A 17,574-nucleotide genomic window follows, 5' to 3' on the forward strand; every position below is an offset into this window, starting at 1 on the left:
TTGGTTGAAACGGTGTTTGGAGAGCTTAAAAACTTGTGCCAAATCGAACACTCACGCCATCGTAGTGTCACGGGGTTTATCACAAACTTGCTGTCAGGTTTGATTGCTTATTGCTGGTTTCCCTATAAACCCACCATCAAAAATATGCCTCAGCAGGGACAGGTAGCAACATTGTAAATAGTATCAATGAGTTACAATGTGGCTTATCCCGAACTGGGGTTAAATAGCTTTTTTACAGTGAAGCGATGCCAATATTGATCAAGCCGCCACCAACGATTAACCAAGCAAACATAATCGCACCTAAGATAAGGGGTTTAACGCCAGCTTGTTTGATAGCGCCCAAATGCGTGGTTAGACCCAGCGCAAACATTGCCATGGTGAGCAGCACATCGTCTAGTATCACCATACTACGCTCAAAGCTTGCGGTCATCGGCACCCAAGTGTGCAGTAAGACGATGGCAATGAATATGAAGGCAAACCAAGGCACTTTGACTTGTTGAATGCGGCTCATTACAGAGGGTTTGTTACCTTGATCGTTACTGCCTTTGGTCAACGCAAAAGATAAAACCAATAAGAACGGCGCGAGCATCATCACGCGTATCATCTTGGTGACAACCGCTGTGTCACCCACTTCGGGACTGACTGCGTTACCAGCGACGACGACTTGCGCCACTTCATGAATGGTGGCACCCGTATAAATCCCGTACTGCTGAGCATTTAGCCAAGGTTGCAACCAACCAAGATGGTATAAAAACGGATAAAGCAGCATCGCAATGGTGCCAAAGACCACGACCGTAGCCACAGCGATAGTGACTTTGTGCGCTTCGGCCTTGATCACTGGCTCTGCGGCGATAACAGCTGCTGCCCCGCAAATACTCGCGCCTGCACCAATCAATAACGTCGTTTGTTTATCGACTTTGAGCCATTTTGTACCTAACCAATAAGTGATTAAAAAAGTCGAGGTCAATACCAACGCATCGCTCATCACCGCAGACAGTCCGACACTTGATACTTGCGTTAGGGTCAGCTTAAAGCCATAAAACATGATGGCGAGACGCAGTATTTGACCTTTGGCAAATGTCACGCCCACATGTAGCTGCTCAGCGAAACTAGAATAAACGGTATTGCCCAATATCATACCGATCAAAATCGCTAGCGTTAACGAAGACAAGCCTATAATGCGCCCGTGACTCCAGACATCCAAGCTCGTATTTAGCCATAAGCAAAATAAGCTACCGACAAACACCACTATCAAACCTGCGAAATGGCGATTGGTTGGGAAGTAGTTGGTCACTGTTTTAGTTAAGGCGTGCATGACGAAGTGTCCTATTGTCCATAATCGAAATAAGCATAAGCTTATGAATAGACATTATAAGGCAGACCAATCTATAATAAAAACAGATTAATTAGATAAAAACTATCGATTTTTTAGGTTAATAAAAGTCTTTGGGCTAAAAAGATGGTTTTTTAGATAATAAAGGGTTTTTAAAATAACAGGTGGTTTTTAGGTTGTATCAATAAGATAGGGTGTCAGAGAAATTATGAAAAAAGCCATGCAGGTATTACCAAAGATTACCCTCAAGCAATTATCAGTGTTTGTCAGTATTTATCAAACTGGCAGTACCAGCCGTGCCAGTGAAGAGCTGCATTTATCGCAATCAGCGGTCAGCAGTGCACTCACTGAGCTGGAGGCGCGGTTACAAATGCCGCTATTTGAGCGCGTCGGGCGCAGGCTCAATCAGCATCCAAACGCCCATCCTATCTATATACAGGCACAAGCGATTTTGGAACAAGCTTTAACGCTTGAGCATTATCATAAGCATCAAGCAGGGCAGATTCATATTGGTGCTAGCACGACTATCGGTAATTATGTATTGCCACCGCTGCTTGCCAAATTGTACGAAGCGCTACCCGATGCCCATATCGATATGTATATTGCCAATACCCAAGAAGTGGTCGGCGAGGTTGAGCAATTAAATATCGATATTGCGCTTGTAGAAGGTATGCCGCGCCCGACAGATATGAAAGTCATTGAGCAGCGCGCTTGGCGGACCGATACCTTGATGGTATTTGCTAAATCTCATAGTAAATGGCTGGCAAACATGGACTATAACCATAAAGAAAAATGCTATGAGCTCAGCGCTGAACGATTGGCAAGGCTGCCATTACTGGTACGAGAGGCGGGTTCGGGGACGCGGCAGATTATCGATGAGCAGTTATTGCAGCATCTACCGCATGCCGAGATTGTCATGGCAATTCAGCAGTCAGAAGCCATTAAGCATATGGTCAGCGCCGATATTGGGCTTGGCTGCTTATCGCAGTATGTCATTCAAGCAGAATTGGATAAAGCAGAGCTGGTGCAGGTGAAAGTAGCAGGTATTGATTTAGCGCGCACGTGGTGGCTGGTGTGGCATAAAGCGCGTCATCAAAGCCCCATTTGGCAGAGTTTTATTGATATTTTGACAGAAGATTGATTTTAGTAGTAAAACCCCAGTTCGGGATAAGCCAGTGCTTAAGTTGTTGATACTATTTGTATAATTATTATCTGACCTTATAAAGTCATGCTTTTGACAGTAGTTTATAGAGAAGCCTGTCTTCAAAGACTTAGCTGGTCTTCAAGAGTAATAGAAAATATCAATACTATCAGCAGCTTAATGAATCACTTATCCCGAACTGGGGTTATAATAATAAAAAAATATATTTGCCTTTAATGATAAGAGAGATTGACGCTAAGTACTGGGATGCCACTTCTACTTATGGGTATGGCGGTCCGCTGGTTGACGACACTGTGACCACTGATGAGCTGGATATTATGTTGAAAGGCCTTCAGGATTTTCTTTATGAAGAAGGCTGTGTCTCTTTGTTTATGCGCCTGCATCCCATCATTAACAAAGAACGAGAGCGCCCCCCAGCTATTGGCAAAATAATAAAGCATGGCTTAACAGTAGCCTCTGATTTGACTAAATCTGAAGAAGAATACTGGCAAGAAACTCAAAATCAGCACCGCCGTGGCATCAAAAAAGCAATGAAAATGGATGTGACTACTAAGGTTGAAGCGTTGGACGAAGAAAACGCTAAAATCTTTTCAAAGATTTATGAAGAGACGATGGCGAATGTTGGTGCCACTGATTATTATTTTTTTGATGACAATTATTACTATAATTTGTCTAAAAACCTACAAGGCAGATTGCTGTTGATAACGGCTTATCAAGAAGATAAGCCTATTGCTTCTTCTTTATACACTGCCTGTGAGGAGTCAGGGATTATGCAGTATCATTTAGGAGGAACGCTCGACGATTATAGAAAACTGCAGCCTGCTAAACTGATTACTCATGTGGCAAGAGACTGGGGGCGGGAAAATAACTATAAATTACTTCACCTTGGCGGTGGCCTTGGTGCTAGCCTCGACTCACTATACAAATATAAAAAAGGCTTTAGCTCCCCCTCTGAGGAGTTTGATTTTAAAACCTATAGACTCATTGTCAACCCAGAGAAATATGCCGAATTGGTAGCCAAGGTTGGTCTGAGCGAGGAAGATTTGAATTCTGACTTCTTTCCTTTATATAGGAAAAAGGCAGCACTTGCTTCTGAAGATGAGGCGAACAGACCTGCTTAATAAGGTAGTATTAAAAAGTATTATTGCAGACAGTATCACTATAAAAAAACACCAGCTATAACTAGTTATAGCTGCTGTTTTTTGTCTCTACAATATATTGGGCTTTATTGAGTTGGAACAATATGCCAAACGCCTTTTACATTATCGCCGTTTGCATCTCCAGCTTTAGTGTCTTTTACAAAGAAGTATAACGGCATGTTATTGGCAGCCCACTGATAAGTACCGTCATCACGCTGAAAAGTCGAGAACTGACCGACGCTTTTGGCATTGTTAGGGGCGGTAAGTGCTGGCCAAGCCGCTAAACAATCACCTGTACAGTTCGACTTATTGGCAGTGTCTTTGTCAAAGGTATATAGCGTCATGTAATTAGTAGAATCAACCAGCATACCGTTTCTACTAGTCACTGGTACGGCGCTGCTACTAACCATCTGGTTATCATTCATTCCTGACATATTAGTGCCAAATACTTTATCCATTGTCGAGCAGCCTGTAAGCGCTAAAACACCACTTAGTGCAGATAACATCATAATACGCTTCATAGTAACTTCCTTATTCTTAGAAAATGATTAGTCAGTAGACCTCTTGCAAAAGTCATAGGTTTAGCTCGAAATTAATGATACCAGCAAGAGCCCATCCCAGATTCTGTGTAACTGCCATTTAGATTAAATGCTTACTGATACGATCATCAAACATAATTATAAAGCGATTAAGAGCCGCCGTCCAGTTACGAATCGGCATCGACCACCTTGACGATGCCTGTTGAGTTGCCAAATAGACCACCTTGAAGGCGGCTTGATCAGAGGGAAACACCTTACGCTTATTCACCGCTGTTCGAATGACACTATTTAGCGACTCTATCGCATTGGTGGTATAAATGACTTTTCTGATGTCTTTAGGGTACTCAAAGAACACCGTTAAGCCCTCCCAGTTATTACGCCAAGACTTGATGACATGCGGGTACTCTTTGCCCCATACTTCATCAAAGTGCTCAAGGTTGGCCTCTGCCATCTCAAGCGTATCAGCACCGTAGATGGCCTTTAAATCAGCTGCTACGGCCTTCTTGTCCGTCCAAGGTACGAACTTCATCGAATAGCGCACCATATGCACGATACACAGCTGAACCTGAGCGTTAGGGTAGACCGTATTAATGGCATCAGGGAAGCCTTTTAGGCCGTCTACACAGGCAATAAGAATATCTTGAACCCCGTGGTTTTGTAGCTCAGTGAGAACACCAAGCCAGAATTTAGCGCCCTCGTTCTCTGATAGCCACATGCCAAGCAGCTCTTTTTTACCATCAAGAGCAACGCCTAAGGCCAGATAGATTGCCTTGTTGATGATCTGCTTGTCTTGACGTACTTTAATGACAATGCAGTCTAAATAGACGATAGGATAAACACTGCTCAGCGGCCGGTTCTGCCAAGCGGTGATGTCCTCTAATATGTTATCGGTGACTCTTGAGACAAGAGAGCTTGAGATGTCGACATCGTAGAGCTCTTTAATGCTCTCTACGATCTCAGTGGTGGTTTGACCTTTGGCGTATGAGCGAGGATCAGCAAGTGTCTGGGAGACACTTGCCCGAAGCGCAAGACGTAAGGCTATGCCTGTAGTGAAATATGATTTTATCATCAAGACCTGAAATACGGGTTTGATGCTTACTGACAAGTACAGGCTCAAAGCTACTGTCGCGGTCTCTGGGGGTGGAGATCTCAAGCTCGCCTGTGTCGCTACGGACTCTCTTTTTAGTGTGCCCATTGCGCTTATTAGGCCTGTCTGCCTTTTCATGCTTGGGGTAGCCGAGATGCTCTTCCATTTCTGCTTCTAGGGCAGTGTCGATGAAGGACTGCATGAGCTGCTTTTGAAAGTCTTTGATGTCATCGAAGCTTTTCATGCTGCTGGCCATTTGCTCAGCCAGTTTCTTGATGTCAGATTGGTTAGTCATTGCTTATTCTCCTGTTAGTGGATTATAAGCAGTTACACAAAGTTTGGGAAACTCCCCAACTTGCGCTTTAACGGCTTATCTTTGTCTTTATAAATACCGACATGATAAGCCCAACAAAATGCTAAGGCGTTCACTGCGACTAATTTACTGACCCGATCAAGATGGGTTAAGTGGGTATCTTCAAGATTAAAGCCACGGCCCTTTAGACAAGCAAATAAAGTCTCAATCTCCCAACGCTTAGCTTAGCATAGCTTGTCATCGCATCCACTGTTTCTAGTTGATTGGTGGCCACAATCACTAAACCGTAGTCTTTATCACGCTTGGCAAATACTCGAACCAAACAACCATCGACAGTCAGTATTCGCCCATGTCGATATGTTTCTTGATGGCTAACATGGCGTAATAACTCTTTAATCTGTACCAACTTGCCATGATGATTCTTAACTTTACTGTTCTTCTTAATCCGTATGGCAAAGGGTATGTGATTATTGGTGAGCCAGTTAAACCATTTTTCGCCAACAAACTCTCTGTCTGCTACTATCATCTCAAGGTTATCTTTGCCAAATTGTTTGATAAACCGCTCAATAAGTTCACAGCGTTCAAGATGGTTTGTATTACCTCGCTTATCTAGCATTTGCCAGTATAAGGGGATGGCTATCCCTTTATATACCACCCCTAGCATAAAGATGTTGAGGTTACTTTTACCCCATTTCCAGTTGGTGCGGTCAATGGTTAAGGTGACTTTGCCTAGCCCAAATAGTCGATATATCATTAAAGCCAGTTGATCGTAGTCTATCCTCGCTTCGGCAAAAAATCGCTGTAGTCTGCGATAGTGACTGTCGGTCTTGCCACCCTTAGGAAGGTGTCTTGCTATTTTTTTTAAGATTACTGCTTTGAGCAGTAATCAGGGCTATTATCATTAGGCTCAAACAATTGATTCTTGCCTTGTTCATGCTCAGGTTTTGGGTTAAAGTCTCACTAAGTCTGTTAAAGTTTGGCATGGTCTGATTCGTCTTAAAAATTACTATTATGCCTTTGCTTTAACAGACTTTTTGTTTTTTTGTCGTGTGCAGAGATAAATTTCTTATTTCTTGGATTGTGTTGCTAACTTTATGAATTTACTGATGTTGAACTGGGCGGTGCTACACCCGAAGTAACCCATCCCAACTAAAATAATTCTGCGTCAAACGATCTCAGCTCATACTCCAAGCACGATTTGGCAAATAACAACCACTCAATGCAATTTTAGATTTGCCGTATTTGGCTTGGATCGCTTCAAAGGCTTGCATGAGATTTTCGTTTTTTTCATGTTGACTATGGTTGCTGGCAGATCGCTTAGAAAAGTTGGGTGTGGAAGTGGTTAATAAAGAGATGTCGAGACAGTGTATTCAAGACCGTAAGTTAATTACAGGAGATAGTCCTTTGGCATCGAATACCTTGGGTAAAATGGCAGCACAAACGCTTTTGGCCGAGGTTCAGTAGTTATATTTTCTTCAATCAAGAGCGCCGTGGCGCTCTTTTTTATGTCCAATTTGCTTGTTAAAAGTTCGATTTTTTAAGCTTGGAAACTGATCTTGAATGTGGATCAAAGATTAAAATTAAGCACTCATTTGTTCCAACCAAACTGTTTAAAAATCGCATGGCCTTGTGCAGAGCTTAAAAACGTAATAAAACTTTTTGCTTCAGGATTTTTTAGACTGTGTTGAGTTAGTGCAACACCTGCATCACGGTAAATCACCAGTTCAGGTTCGATCGGGATAATTTGCCCAATGTCTGGATTACTGACTCCCCAAATATTAAACACCAACCATGCATCATAGCTGCTGTCAGTTTCCCATGCTTTTTTCGCTGTGCCTGTATTGGGTGCATACATGGCGATATTTTTACGGAAGGATTTTGTGAGCTGAATGTTGCCCGTTCTACCTGCAATATCTTCCCACATGCCGACTTGGCCTGCGCCATGGGTGACCAAAACTTTAGTGTTTGGCCTGCTTAGATCTTTAAATCCTTGAATATGTTTGGGATTGCCTTTTCTGACTAAAATGGCAGCAGGGCGTAGGTAAATAGGCTCAATCGAGTCCTTTACGATTTTGTCGGCAAATAAGCTTTCGAAATCAGACATCATGGCTTCCGAACCACTATAGATGACGTCGGCATCAAGCTTGGCTTTGTCGCTCCATTGTGAAGTAGGGCCCGCGGTTACATGGACATCAATCCCTGTTTTATTTTTAAATTGTTTCGCTGCTTCGTGCATCGCTGGTGCTGGTCCACCTGGACCATAGACATTAATTGCCGCTATAGCATTCATTGATAAAAAGCCCAGCATGAGCGGAAAGATATAGTGGCTGAGCTTATAATTTTTTGACATTTTTATTCCCTTTATTGATATGTGAATGTTGATAATATTTGTTTTGCTGATGTATTTAAATATTTATATTATTTTTTTTGTTAAAGAGTTTTTTAAATATTAGCGCGATTTTCTTACTTAAATTTAAGTTGTAGAAAGACAGAGACATGACGGAATTTTTAATGCACTTACTCTAAAGAAACTATCAGTGAGCGTAGTGAACTCTTTTTAACTGTAGGGGACGCTTTTGCCAAAGTCTAAGGATGAGGCCAGAAAATTGGAGCGACAGCTAAGTTGCTGGGGGAAGTTGAATTGTAAGGTCGGACTAGGAATAAAAAGAGTGCATCGGCGCTCTTTTTATCGTTTTGACACTATTAATTAGTAGTCAAAGCTAAAGTGTTCAGCGGCCAATGACGTCATGGTTTTTGAAGGATTGACCATTCTTCAGCATGACCTTGAGTGCGCGGTAACATGCGTTCAAAGTAGAAGTCAGCCAGAAAATACCATTACGCACAAAGTTTAGTTAAGGCCAAAAAATAACGAATGTTTGCTAGGTGAACCGTACCGGGTTTGGAGACCCTCCGACATAGTGTCGTCTAGCCCTGCTTTAACACCCGATAAACCGTAGCTACCCCAACACCAACCGCCTTAGCGATCTCCTCTTTTGTCATATTGCCTTGACTGTCTAATTCTCTAATACGATTGTGTTTCGTTGTATTAGGCTTCTTACCGGAGGGCTTATAGCCACTGTTAGTCAATCCCTGCTTGATACGCTCTCTACGCTTGTCGTTATCAAGCTTTGCCATCGTTGCTAATAAGTCGATCAGCATATGGTTAATCACTGTTAGGATCTCACCTGTCATGCCTTTACTTACCGTATGCGTAGTTGGTAGATCAGCCACCACCAATCGCAAGCCCTTGTCTTTGATGCGCTGCTTTAGAATTGCAAAATCATCTTGAGATAGCCTGCTTAATCTGTCCACGCTTTCAACCAGCAGAATATCGCCTTGATCAGCGTCTTTTAATAGCTTAGCTAATACTGGCCTATCGAGCTTTGTACCACTGAAATGCTCAACGTACTCAACATGTTTAACGTTATAGCTTTGGCTAAAGGTAATCAAGTCAGACAAGGCTCTCTTAGCGTCTTGATCCTTAGTGCTGGCTCTCACATAAATACGAACGGTCATAACGCGACCTCTATTACTTAGACTTAATAATTAATGTTCATTGATAATAGCAAGATATTACTATCATTTAATTTTAGAAACAAGTCTAATGATAGCTAAGTTATCGTTTAGAAGTTTTATGTTTTAGGTATAGGCTAATGATAGGAAAAAAGCACAGCAGCCAGTCTTATAATTCAAAAGTCTGTTATAGATGGTTCCATGCTAACAGTCTGCTTTAAGTAGTCTGTTAATAGGTTTGAAAGGTAAAATAACTGGTTTCCTTGGGGTATACCCTTATTTACTGACCAGTTTTATGAGGCCCCTATAATGCTGCCACCCCAAACAACCGACCAATCAATGATGTTGCGACCATAGCGAGCACACCCCATATCACAACTCTAGACGTAGCAGGAATAACAGGGGCACCGCCCAAGCGCGCTGATATTATGCCAAGTAGCGCTAAGCCTACTATCGTTAAAGTCGCGAGTGACCAAACCAGTGTTTGTGCTGGCAAAAGTAAAATACCAATAATCGGTAATATGGCGCCCGCAATGAATGACAATCCAGAAGCAACTGACGCATGAATCGGCTTAGCTTGACTCAGATCTGTCAAACCAATCTCATCTCGGGCATGCGCCTCTAGTGCATCATGCTCAGTCAAAGCTATGGCAACTTGATGCGCTAAGACATGATCCAGTCCACGTTTCTCATAAATTTTGGTGAGCTCAAATAGCTCGCGCTCAGCATTATGAGTCAGTTCATGCAACTCTTTATCCAGATCCGCTTTTTCGGTATCAGCTTGAGACGATACTGAAATATACTCACCAGCTGCCATCGATAGAGCACCTGCGGTTAACGCGGCCATCCCTGTCAATAGCAGTGTTTGACTATTTGCACTTGCTGCAGCGACACCGACTAATAGACTCGCGGTTGAAATCAGTCCATCATTGGCACCAAGTACTGCTGCCCTAAGCCAATGATTGCGATTGCTTAGATGAGCTTCGTCGTGAATAGAATGATGCATAGCATAGATACCCTCAAACGATTTAGACATAAATTAGAATATGTCAGTGTAGCCTATAATGACACACCAATTTCCACATAGTTACCTTGCTTGCTTTAAAGCGATTATTCGATAGGTTATTAGTAAAAAGACTATTGTTTGACTGCCGGCATAAAATAATAACAAAGGCAGCGCGCGACTGTCTGAGCCCACCATAAACACATGAATACTGATGAACATATACGCCATAAAGGTCAAAAAGTGTAGCCAGCGCCATGCTGATTGACCAATATACTGCTTAATATAAAAACTAAACGCACAGATAAATAAGAACCAAAACCCCAACTGCCCCAAGGCCACGCCCACACGCTCAGTCTGAAAACCAAAAGGCATTAGCACCTGCCATAAGTTCAGATTTAAGAAATTATCTGCTAATAAGATACCAGCATGAAACGCGGCAAAGCCTACGGCAATCAGGCTTAGATACTGATGTAAGACAAATACCCGCGCTGCATTAAAGCGCTTGCCTAAACGAGTGCTTAACAACAAGCCAAAAATGACTGCCAACCAAAATAACGTATAAGCGATAACACCGCTTGCCCGTGATAAATACCAAAAGTGTTTATCTGTGCTGGTCAGTAGCTGAGATACCGTCTCTCCCCAAGTTAACGACGCATAACCACCAACTCCGATAGCAATGCTTAACGTTAAGCCAACCCATAGAGCCTGAGTGAGAACATTAGTATTGGAAGCAGTATGACTGCTGGTAGGATGGTCTGTATGCATGACTATGCTCCTATGAATGGCTTTACTTAATGTATTGATATCTAGCGCATGTCGCGTGATAAATTAACTAGCAAGCAGGTTTGGACGCATGGCAGAAGTCACCATCACTTTGTTATCCCTATCTATTAACAACGCCGCAATATGGTGTTTGTTGAGCCACGCCACGGCTGCTTTAACACCAAGAAGCACGCAGTATTTGGCGTATACCTCCGCCGTCATCGCATCTTTCGCCAGTACCGTTGCAGTTAGGACGTCACTTGTTACTGGACGCAAGTCATGCGGATGGATCAAATGATGTTGCCAGCGGCCGTCGTGCAACCAGCGACGATAATCTTGCCCAGATGTGGCGACAGCCCCAGAGCTGAGCTTGAGGATCGCCACATCTTCATCATTGTGAACGTGCTCACTATTGGCAAAATACGGCTTGGCAACAGCCACTCCCCAAGACACCGGTTTATCTGTTGGGTTTTTTGGAACACCAATCGCGATATCCCCACCCATATCGACTAAGCAGGGAATATGCCAGTCATGAACTCGGCTAATATTTTCCGCCAACTGCATGGCGCACCACCCTTTGACATATCCATTCAAATCCAGTGCCATGCCAGCTGGCAGATATACTTGATGTTGTCTGTCAGCTAACTGGCGAAGCTGAATACCTTCTATCTGCTGATTGGCATGGTTAGCACTTGTCGTGTCTTGCACGTTTGTAGGGGTGCTTACGCTAGTAACAGGTAATGATGGCACAGACATTTTGGGCAAGGTCTCAAATGAATGCTTATAGCCTGCGTCCCATAGAGGGTGCAATAACGTTGGTGTTACTAAGCCTTGAGTCTTTGAGACAAAGTGAATGGCACGCTGCAACACCTCAAATAATTCTGAACTCACCTCAGACCATTGGTCGCCACGGTTATTCAGTCTCATAAGCTCACTGCTGTCATCAAAACGACTGAAGATATGTTCCCAGTCAGCTAAGCGCTGCTGAATATCGTTTGTCAAAAAAGCGACTTGTTGGTCTATTCTCATTTGTGAAGGTTGCGCGCTCAGTCTTGTGGTATTTAAGCTAATTTGAATGTGACAACCCATGGCAAACAGTTTAATCGTTGCCAGTTGCGGTGTTGTTTGATTGGACATATTTGTGTGCATTCAAAGCCCTCCCTTGACTAAACATTCAAACTAAATAATCTGTGGTTTTTCTTATTTATTGAGAAGATCGCGTACGAGCGACAACCCTTATTACCTCAACAGGTGCGACTGCATTGACCTGTCGCAATTGATTGATATCAGCGATGGGCGTTGGCGTGACTGCCCTTTCATCAGACTCAGCAACAGCAGTGCTTATAATGGCAGTGCTCACAGGGGCAGTTTTTTGTTCTTGATTGAGTAGTACCAGCCATCCTGCCATAGTACCTGCAATCGAGACCATCATAATGCTGCTTTTAAGAGCGGCAAAAGGATCTGCTTTTTTAGCCATTTTTTTGACGGCTGGTGTCGAATGTGATTTGGTATTAGTCATCGTATTCCTCCTCATCATGTTGCTGATAGCTCATGGCGATTAGGCGATCATTCTCTTTATAGTATTTTTTATCGTGTGCTTTGCGATGTTTATCCTCTTTACGTTTATCATCATCGTGGTGCTTATCTTCATAATCGTCATCGTCAAATCTCTCAGCACGATAGTCATTGGTCGCAACCGGATTCAGTACAGTGCCGACACTGGCATCAATATAAGTAGCGCCGCTGTCTAATAGCACCTCATAAGCGACGGTGCCGTTATAATTGACGAGCTCGGGTGAAGCCTGCAATACTGAATTGGGCGCGTCTTGCTGCGCAAGCGCAGTTGCTTGCGTGGCTGTGAGTGCCGCCAGAGGTGATGGATTGGCAAATGGGGATTGCGTGAGAGGGTTTGCCACGGCTTTAAAGGACGATAAATCAGAGGATATAGAGGTAATGTCAGTATTTTGACTCATGGCATTCGCAGCTGATAGTGCGTCATCAGCGCTGGGCGACTGGACAGATAAGGCGATAACGCCACCAAAAAACACTAATGAGGTTGCACCAACAGTCAATAATAAGGGTTTTAATAGAGGTAGGCTCATAAGATTGTACTCCGTCTATATTATTAGGGAATACAACTAGCATACGGGGTAAATATTAACTCAACCTTAAGCCCACGCCGATTAATTTTTATCGTTTTATCAGATGCTTGATATCGCTTTTTTATGTCTTATCGTGACGATAAAGCCAGTTTCTGGTTGAGAGCGGTTAGCAAACTCTAACGTCAGACCGTGCAGCTCTGCTATTCGATTGGCAATGGATAGCCCAAGACCGCTACCTAATTGGCTTTGACCTGCTGGGCGATAAAAGCGCTCGCTTAAGCGCGTCAGTTGTTCTGGCTCGACGCCACTGCCATTATCGACCACTCTAATAGCATTGGTGTCGAGCTGAAGTTCAATCAAAGCGCCCTCGGGACAATAGCGAATGGCATTGTCCAACAGGTTACGGATGAGCAGTTTGAATAAAATTGGATTGATAAGGATGGGTAGAATATCAGCAGGATTGTCACAGTTCACAGTGCGTTTTAATTGCATGTGCTTTTCACGAGCCAGCCGATTGACATCACTGAGTACAATATCCGTTAGCATCAACCAATCCGGACTTTCTAATTGCTCAGGAGGTAATTGTTGTTGCGGTTCTATTTTGGCTAAAATCAGCAGTTGATCGACCAAATGAGTGGCCCGCTCAATGCCATTGCTAATGTTTTGGGCATGATAGAACAGCTGATTATCGTCTTCTACGCCAGATAACTGCAATATCTGCTGCTGTAACAAATCAGCTTGTAGCTTTAACGCCGCAAGCGGGCTTCTAAGCTCATGTGAGGCATCGGCGGTAAAGCGCTGCTCACGTGCTAGGGTATCCGCGACTTTTACAAACAAGACATTTAAGGCGCTCACTAACGGTTGGATCTCTTTGGGCACGTCCGCTGTGATGGGGCTATCATCTTGCGGTTGACGCTGTTCAAGCGCACTACTAATCTGAGTTAACGGCATAAACCCCCGCCGGATCAGCCACACCACCAAACCCATAAATGCAAATAGCCCAATCAACATCGGCAGCACTTGCACGGACATGGCATCAGTAATCATCTCTCGGCGAGATTTGAGGTTCTGTCCGACGGCAATGACCCGACCTTCATAGTCATGATCATCATGGACGTAAAATAAACGCCAGCGCTTACTAAAAGGGTTGAGGCGCTGATAGGCAGAATCATGCTCTTCTAAAAACCCATGCTGGTCTGGCAAAAAAGCAAATGATTGACCATTTTCATCAGCCATTAATAGACGGCCTTTTTTATCCCAAATGGCAAAGCCCATATAGTCATCCTCAGCCTCACCAAGATCACCTGATAGCTGCTTACTTTTTAACGCATAGATTTTGGGCGTGTGCTTTTTGTTATCATCCCTTTGCCTATGATGGTCTTTATCGTCCTCTTCTTTGGGGGCGACCCCTATTAAATAACGGGCAACTTGAGTGATTTGGGTGTCATTCATCTCATTGATTTCGTGCCAAAGCTTCCACGCAATAAAGCTTGAGGTAAGCACCCACAGCAAAGGTAAACCAATCAGTAGCGATGTTAATAGCCGTTGCTGAATACTTTTCATAGGCTCACCAAGTAGCAGACAAAGTGGAGGCACCAAAAACAGACCGTTGAATGCCTAACGGTGGTTAATGGTGGTTATGGACTGGATTGAGATAGTAGCCAATACCGCGTTTGGTCAAGATAAAATCATTGCCCAGTTTTTTACGTAAATGATGAATGTGTACTTCAATGGCATTGCTTTCGATATCTTGTTGCCACCCATATAGCTTGTCTTCTAAGCTTGCGCGGCTGTGGATTTGCTTAGGGTGGGTCAGCATTTGCTCTAAGATTGCCACTTCTTTGATGGTTAATTCTACCATTTTGCCTTGATAAGAGACTTGCTGATTCTGAGGCTGATAGGCCACTTCGCCATAACGGACTTCAGGTTGACACCGACCTTGGCTGCGTCTCATCAATGCTTGTAGACGGGCAATCACCTCATCTAATGCAAATGGCTTCACCAAATAATCATCAGCGCCGGCATTGAGTCCTGCCACACGATTGGCAATCGCATCGCGAGCGGTGATAATCAATACTGGCGTATCTATGTGTTTTTCCCGCCAGTTTTTTAGGACGGTCATGCCATCACCTTTTGGCAAGGTCAAATCCAGCAGTACCGCATCAAACATGCCATCTTGCAGCGCCATCTCACCTTGCTTGGCATCACCAAACCAATCCACCATCATGCCATGACTTTTTAAGCCAAGGACAATTCCATCAGCGATGGTGCTGTCGTCTTCTATCAATAATATGCGTGCCATAAGTGCTCCATCGCTTGACTTATTTCATAGTAGTCGGCTTGTCTGTCACCGTTTTTTTGCCCGTTATCATTGATTTAATGAGGTTTTGGCGTTGCCAGTAACTCATGGCAATCGCTGCGATGATATGTAGAGGAACCAGTAGATATAAGCTGTTTGCTAATAACTCATGAATCTCTTCAAGCACCTCTTTATCACCAAACAGCCCTGCTTCCATCAGATAACCGGTTAGTCCTAACCCTATAGTCACAGCCCATAACGATAACATCATCAGTGCGGCCAAGGGGTTATGACCAAGATTCTGCTCATCAACGCGTCGAACGCTTAAATCTGATACATGCCGTTTGAGTCGTTTTGGTGTGGGGAAAAAGCCAGTAAAGCGTGCATAGCGCGTGCCAACCAGACCCCAAAGTAAACGTATGACCACCAGTCCCAAAACGGTATAGCCGACATACTCATGCCACTCACCACCATCTTCGGTAAAAAACAGATTAGCAATAATACCAGCTGCGACTGTCCAATGAGTCACTCTTACTAATAGGTCCCAAACTTTTACTTGCCTCGCTTTAGGCATGTTCGGTACATGTGCAGAAGAGTCGTCCCAATTAATGATGTCTTTTTGGCTCATGGTTGTCACTCCTTAATCATTTGTTTGTTTATTGACAACACCCGCTGCTAAACACTGAAAATCAGCAAGATATCGTAAGCAGACGAGATATCACATCATCTGCCTTATCGCTATTACAACAAACAAATCTTAAGGTGAGCTTAGGACGTTAAAACAGGTAAATCATTGTGCAGCGAACCGGTAGCCTACGTCGTGCCATATACACCACTTAAGAATTATTTAAGAATCAGGCTGTATTATTAGCCATACTTCTCAATAAATACCTACTTGTTAAATCAAGCTTTCTTAACGGCAATAAAATAATTTTTCGGGAGATTCTTATGGCTTTAAAGTCATGGCAAGTGATCGGTAGTGTCGTACTGATCACTTCAATCACTGTACTCATGCAAATTTCCTCTGAAACGTGGATCACATCAGCAACAGTCAGTTTGATAATGGGTGCTTCGGCTTTAGCGTGCATGGCAAGCTCATGCATACTCGCTAGCCGTTGGCACGGTATTGAAAGGCTCTTTGGCGGTCTGGACAGGGTTTATGAAGCGCATAAGTGGATTGCTATATGGGCACTTATTTTCGCTGTCTATCATTTTGTCTTCAAAGCCAAGCTAGACGCTTGGGATCTTGCGCCCATTTTGGAGTTGTCCAAATATTGGACGCGTTTGATGCGTCAACTCAGCCTTGTCGCGTTAGGTCTGATTATACTACTGGCGCTGAATCGCAAAATCCCGTATGGCAACTGGCGTTGGTTGCATAAGTTCTCAGGCCCACTTTTTTTAATCGTTATACTACATTGGCTGAGCTTTGAGTCTCCCATCACACTGACTAGTCCAGCAGGTATTTGGTTAGCACTACTTTGTTCTGTAGGCGTGATTGCAGCATTGTACAAGATGATATTGTACCCATTCATTGCCAAAGCCGGAGAGTATAAGTTAGTCGCTATATCCCAGGGCAAAGCGGCGGTACACTTGGAGTTTGAGCCAGTCCGTAAAGGGTTTCAATTTAAGGCTGGTCAATTTGCCTTTATCTCTCTTAAAGAACCAGGTTTGCACGAGCCGCATCCTTTTACCATAGCTAACGCACCTTCTGATACTGGACACATCCATTTTGTGATTCGAGCATTGGGTGATTATACAAAAAAGCTAAATGAACAAGCCAAAGTGGGTATGTTGGCTGATATTTATGCGCCTCATGGTAATTTTAAACGTATATCAAATGCAGAGCGTGAAATCTGGATTGGTGCCGGAGTAGGAATCTCTCCCTTTATTTCTTGGCAAGAGGATAAAACTATCGGTCATTTTGAACGTGCCACTCTGATATATTGCTTCGATCCTGCGCGTGTTTTTCCAAGTGTTGAGCGTATGCAGGAGATGACAGAACAGTCTGGAGTAGATTTCGTAGCCAACCCAAGTGGCAGTAATGCCATGGCTGAAACCATTCGGCAAGTCGCCAGTGAAGTTAATCCAAAGCAGATTCAGATTAGTTTTTGCGGTCCAAAAGGGCTTTTAGGAAAAGTACAAGAGTTAATGAAAGAAAATGGTATTCCTGCCAAAAATATTCATTATGAGTTTTTTGATTTTCGCTAGAACACGTACAATTTGCCGTGCTTAACACAAACCCAATAAGACAAATGGCACGCTGGCTCAAGTCATAAAGTCATCGGTGCTAGTGCTAAGTAGGCGAACGACAATGGTATA

17 protein-coding genes and 3 pseudogenes are annotated in these 17,574 nt (G+C 43.5%); 5 read left to right on the forward strand and 15 right to left on the reverse strand.

Going from position 1 to position 17,574, the window contains the following annotated elements; all coding sequences use genetic code 11:
- A partial coding sequence (locus tag C8D84_RS12555; protein ID WP_319020956.1) for a transposase occupies positions 1 to 177 on the forward strand: 177 nt, incomplete at its 5' end.
- Positions 178 to 232: 55 nt separating this feature from the next.
- Here C8D84_RS12555 and C8D84_RS12560 read toward each other — a convergent pair.
- Positions 233 to 1,315 carry a YeiH family protein gene (locus C8D84_RS12560; RefSeq protein WP_068037311.1) on the reverse strand — a complete coding sequence of 361 codons (1,083 nt, stop codon included), beginning with the start codon at positions 1,313 to 1,315 and terminating at the stop codon, positions 233 to 235.
- 226 nt (positions 1,316 to 1,541) lie between these two features.
- Here C8D84_RS12560 and C8D84_RS12565 point away from each other — a divergent pair, with 226 nt between their 5' ends.
- Both C8D84_RS12565 and C8D84_RS12570 read left to right on the forward strand, forming a co-directional pair.
- Positions 1,542 to 2,474: a LysR substrate-binding domain-containing protein gene (locus C8D84_RS12565; RefSeq protein ID WP_109592589.1), complete on the forward strand. Its 933-nt coding sequence runs from the start codon at positions 1,542 to 1,544 to the stop codon at positions 2,472 to 2,474.
- A gap of 314 nt (positions 2,475 to 2,788) precedes the next feature.
- A complete protein-coding gene (locus C8D84_RS12570; protein WP_157822716.1) occupies positions 2,789 to 3,616 on the forward strand; it encodes a GNAT family N-acetyltransferase in 828 nt (275 codons plus the stop codon).
- Positions 3,617 to 3,720: 104 nt separating this feature from the next.
- On the opposite strand, the gene C8D84_RS12575 is transcribed toward C8D84_RS12570, so the two are convergent.
- The 3 genes and pseudogenes from C8D84_RS12575 to C8D84_RS12585 form a co-directional block, all read right to left on the reverse strand.
- Positions 3,721 to 4,155: a COG4315 family predicted lipoprotein gene (locus C8D84_RS12575; RefSeq protein ID WP_068037304.1), complete on the reverse strand. Its 435-nt coding sequence runs from the start codon at positions 4,153 to 4,155 to the stop codon at positions 3,721 to 3,723.
- Between the two features lie 118 nt (positions 4,156 to 4,273).
- A pseudogene (locus C8D84_RS12580) lies at positions 4,274 to 5,555 on the reverse strand (IS256 family transposase).
- A 202-nt stretch (positions 5,556 to 5,757) separates the two neighbouring features.
- Positions 5,758 to 6,456, reverse strand: a complete 699-nt coding sequence (locus C8D84_RS12585) for an IS4 family transposase (protein WP_109592591.1) — start codon at positions 6,454 to 6,456, stop codon at positions 5,758 to 5,760.
- A gap of 416 nt (positions 6,457 to 6,872) precedes the next feature.
- On the opposite strand from C8D84_RS12585, the pseudogene C8D84_RS13910 reads away from it, so the two are divergent.
- Positions 6,873 to 7,037, forward strand: a pseudogene (locus tag C8D84_RS13910) (glyoxalase III HchA); the annotation flags it as partial.
- A 124-nt stretch (positions 7,038 to 7,161) separates the two neighbouring features.
- On the opposite strand, the gene C8D84_RS12595 reads toward C8D84_RS13910, so the two are convergent.
- The 11 genes and pseudogenes from C8D84_RS12595 to C8D84_RS12645 form a co-directional block, all read right to left on the reverse strand.
- On the reverse strand, positions 7,162 to 7,923 hold the full coding sequence (locus C8D84_RS12595) for a substrate-binding domain-containing protein (RefSeq protein WP_058368377.1): 762 nt from the start codon (positions 7,921 to 7,923) through the stop codon (positions 7,162 to 7,164).
- Positions 7,924 to 8,280: 357 nt separating this feature from the next.
- Positions 8,281 to 8,399 (reverse strand): annotated as a pseudogene (locus C8D84_RS13915) (hypothetical protein); the annotation flags it as partial.
- A gap of 99 nt (positions 8,400 to 8,498) precedes the next feature.
- Entirely contained in the window at positions 8,499 to 9,089 is a 591-nt protein-coding gene (locus tag C8D84_RS12605) for a recombinase family protein (protein ID WP_109592593.1), read from the reverse strand.
- Between the two features lie 301 nt (positions 9,090 to 9,390).
- Positions 9,391 to 10,092 carry a VIT1/CCC1 transporter family protein gene (locus C8D84_RS12610; protein WP_011959977.1) on the reverse strand — a complete coding sequence of 234 codons (702 nt, stop codon included), beginning with the start codon at positions 10,090 to 10,092 and terminating at the stop codon, positions 9,391 to 9,393.
- An 81-nt stretch (positions 10,093 to 10,173) separates the two neighbouring features.
- Positions 10,174 to 10,857: a hypothetical protein gene (locus tag C8D84_RS12615; protein ID WP_011959976.1), complete on the reverse strand. Its 684-nt coding sequence runs from the start codon at positions 10,855 to 10,857 to the stop codon at positions 10,174 to 10,176.
- 63 nt (positions 10,858 to 10,920) lie between these two features.
- Positions 10,921 to 12,003, reverse strand: coding sequence for an FAD:protein FMN transferase (locus C8D84_RS12620; protein WP_011959975.1), 1,083 nt, complete (start codon positions 12,001 to 12,003; stop codon positions 10,921 to 10,923).
- Positions 12,004 to 12,058: 55 nt separating this feature from the next.
- Entirely contained in the window at positions 12,059 to 12,373 is a 315-nt protein-coding gene (locus C8D84_RS12625; RefSeq protein WP_109592595.1) for a hypothetical protein, read from the reverse strand.
- Positions 12,366 to 12,956, reverse strand: coding sequence for a PepSY domain-containing protein (locus C8D84_RS14055; RefSeq protein ID WP_011959973.1), 591 nt, complete (start codon positions 12,954 to 12,956; stop codon positions 12,366 to 12,368). The genes C8D84_RS12625 and C8D84_RS14055 overlap by 8 nt, the downstream gene beginning before the upstream one ends.
- Before the next feature lie 99 nt (positions 12,957 to 13,055).
- Positions 13,056 to 14,519: an ATP-binding protein gene (locus C8D84_RS12635; protein ID WP_011959972.1), complete on the reverse strand. Its 1,464-nt coding sequence runs from the start codon at positions 14,517 to 14,519 to the stop codon at positions 13,056 to 13,058.
- Positions 14,520 to 14,583: 64 nt separating this feature from the next.
- Positions 14,584 to 15,258 (reverse strand): response regulator, encoded by a 675-nt coding sequence (locus tag C8D84_RS12640; RefSeq protein WP_020444568.1) that lies wholly within the window; start codon positions 15,256 to 15,258, stop codon positions 14,584 to 14,586.
- Between the two features lie 19 nt (positions 15,259 to 15,277).
- The gene (locus tag C8D84_RS12645; protein WP_020444589.1) at positions 15,278 to 15,883 is read right to left on the reverse strand and encodes a cytochrome b/b6 domain-containing protein; all 606 of its coding nucleotides are present in this window, start codon (positions 15,881 to 15,883) and stop codon (positions 15,278 to 15,280) included.
- A gap of 320 nt (positions 15,884 to 16,203) precedes the next feature.
- Between C8D84_RS12645 and C8D84_RS12650 the strand changes: the two genes are divergently transcribed.
- Positions 16,204 to 17,463 (forward strand): ferredoxin reductase family protein, encoded by a 1,260-nt coding sequence (locus tag C8D84_RS12650; protein ID WP_020444588.1) that lies wholly within the window; start codon positions 16,204 to 16,206, stop codon positions 17,461 to 17,463.
- Positions 17,464 to 17,574 lie beyond the last annotated feature (111 nt).

Origin of the sequence: Psychrobacter immobilis (assembly GCF_003148585.1) — a bacterium.
Classification (GTDB): Bacteria; Pseudomonadota; Gammaproteobacteria; order Pseudomonadales; family Moraxellaceae; genus Psychrobacter; species Psychrobacter immobilis.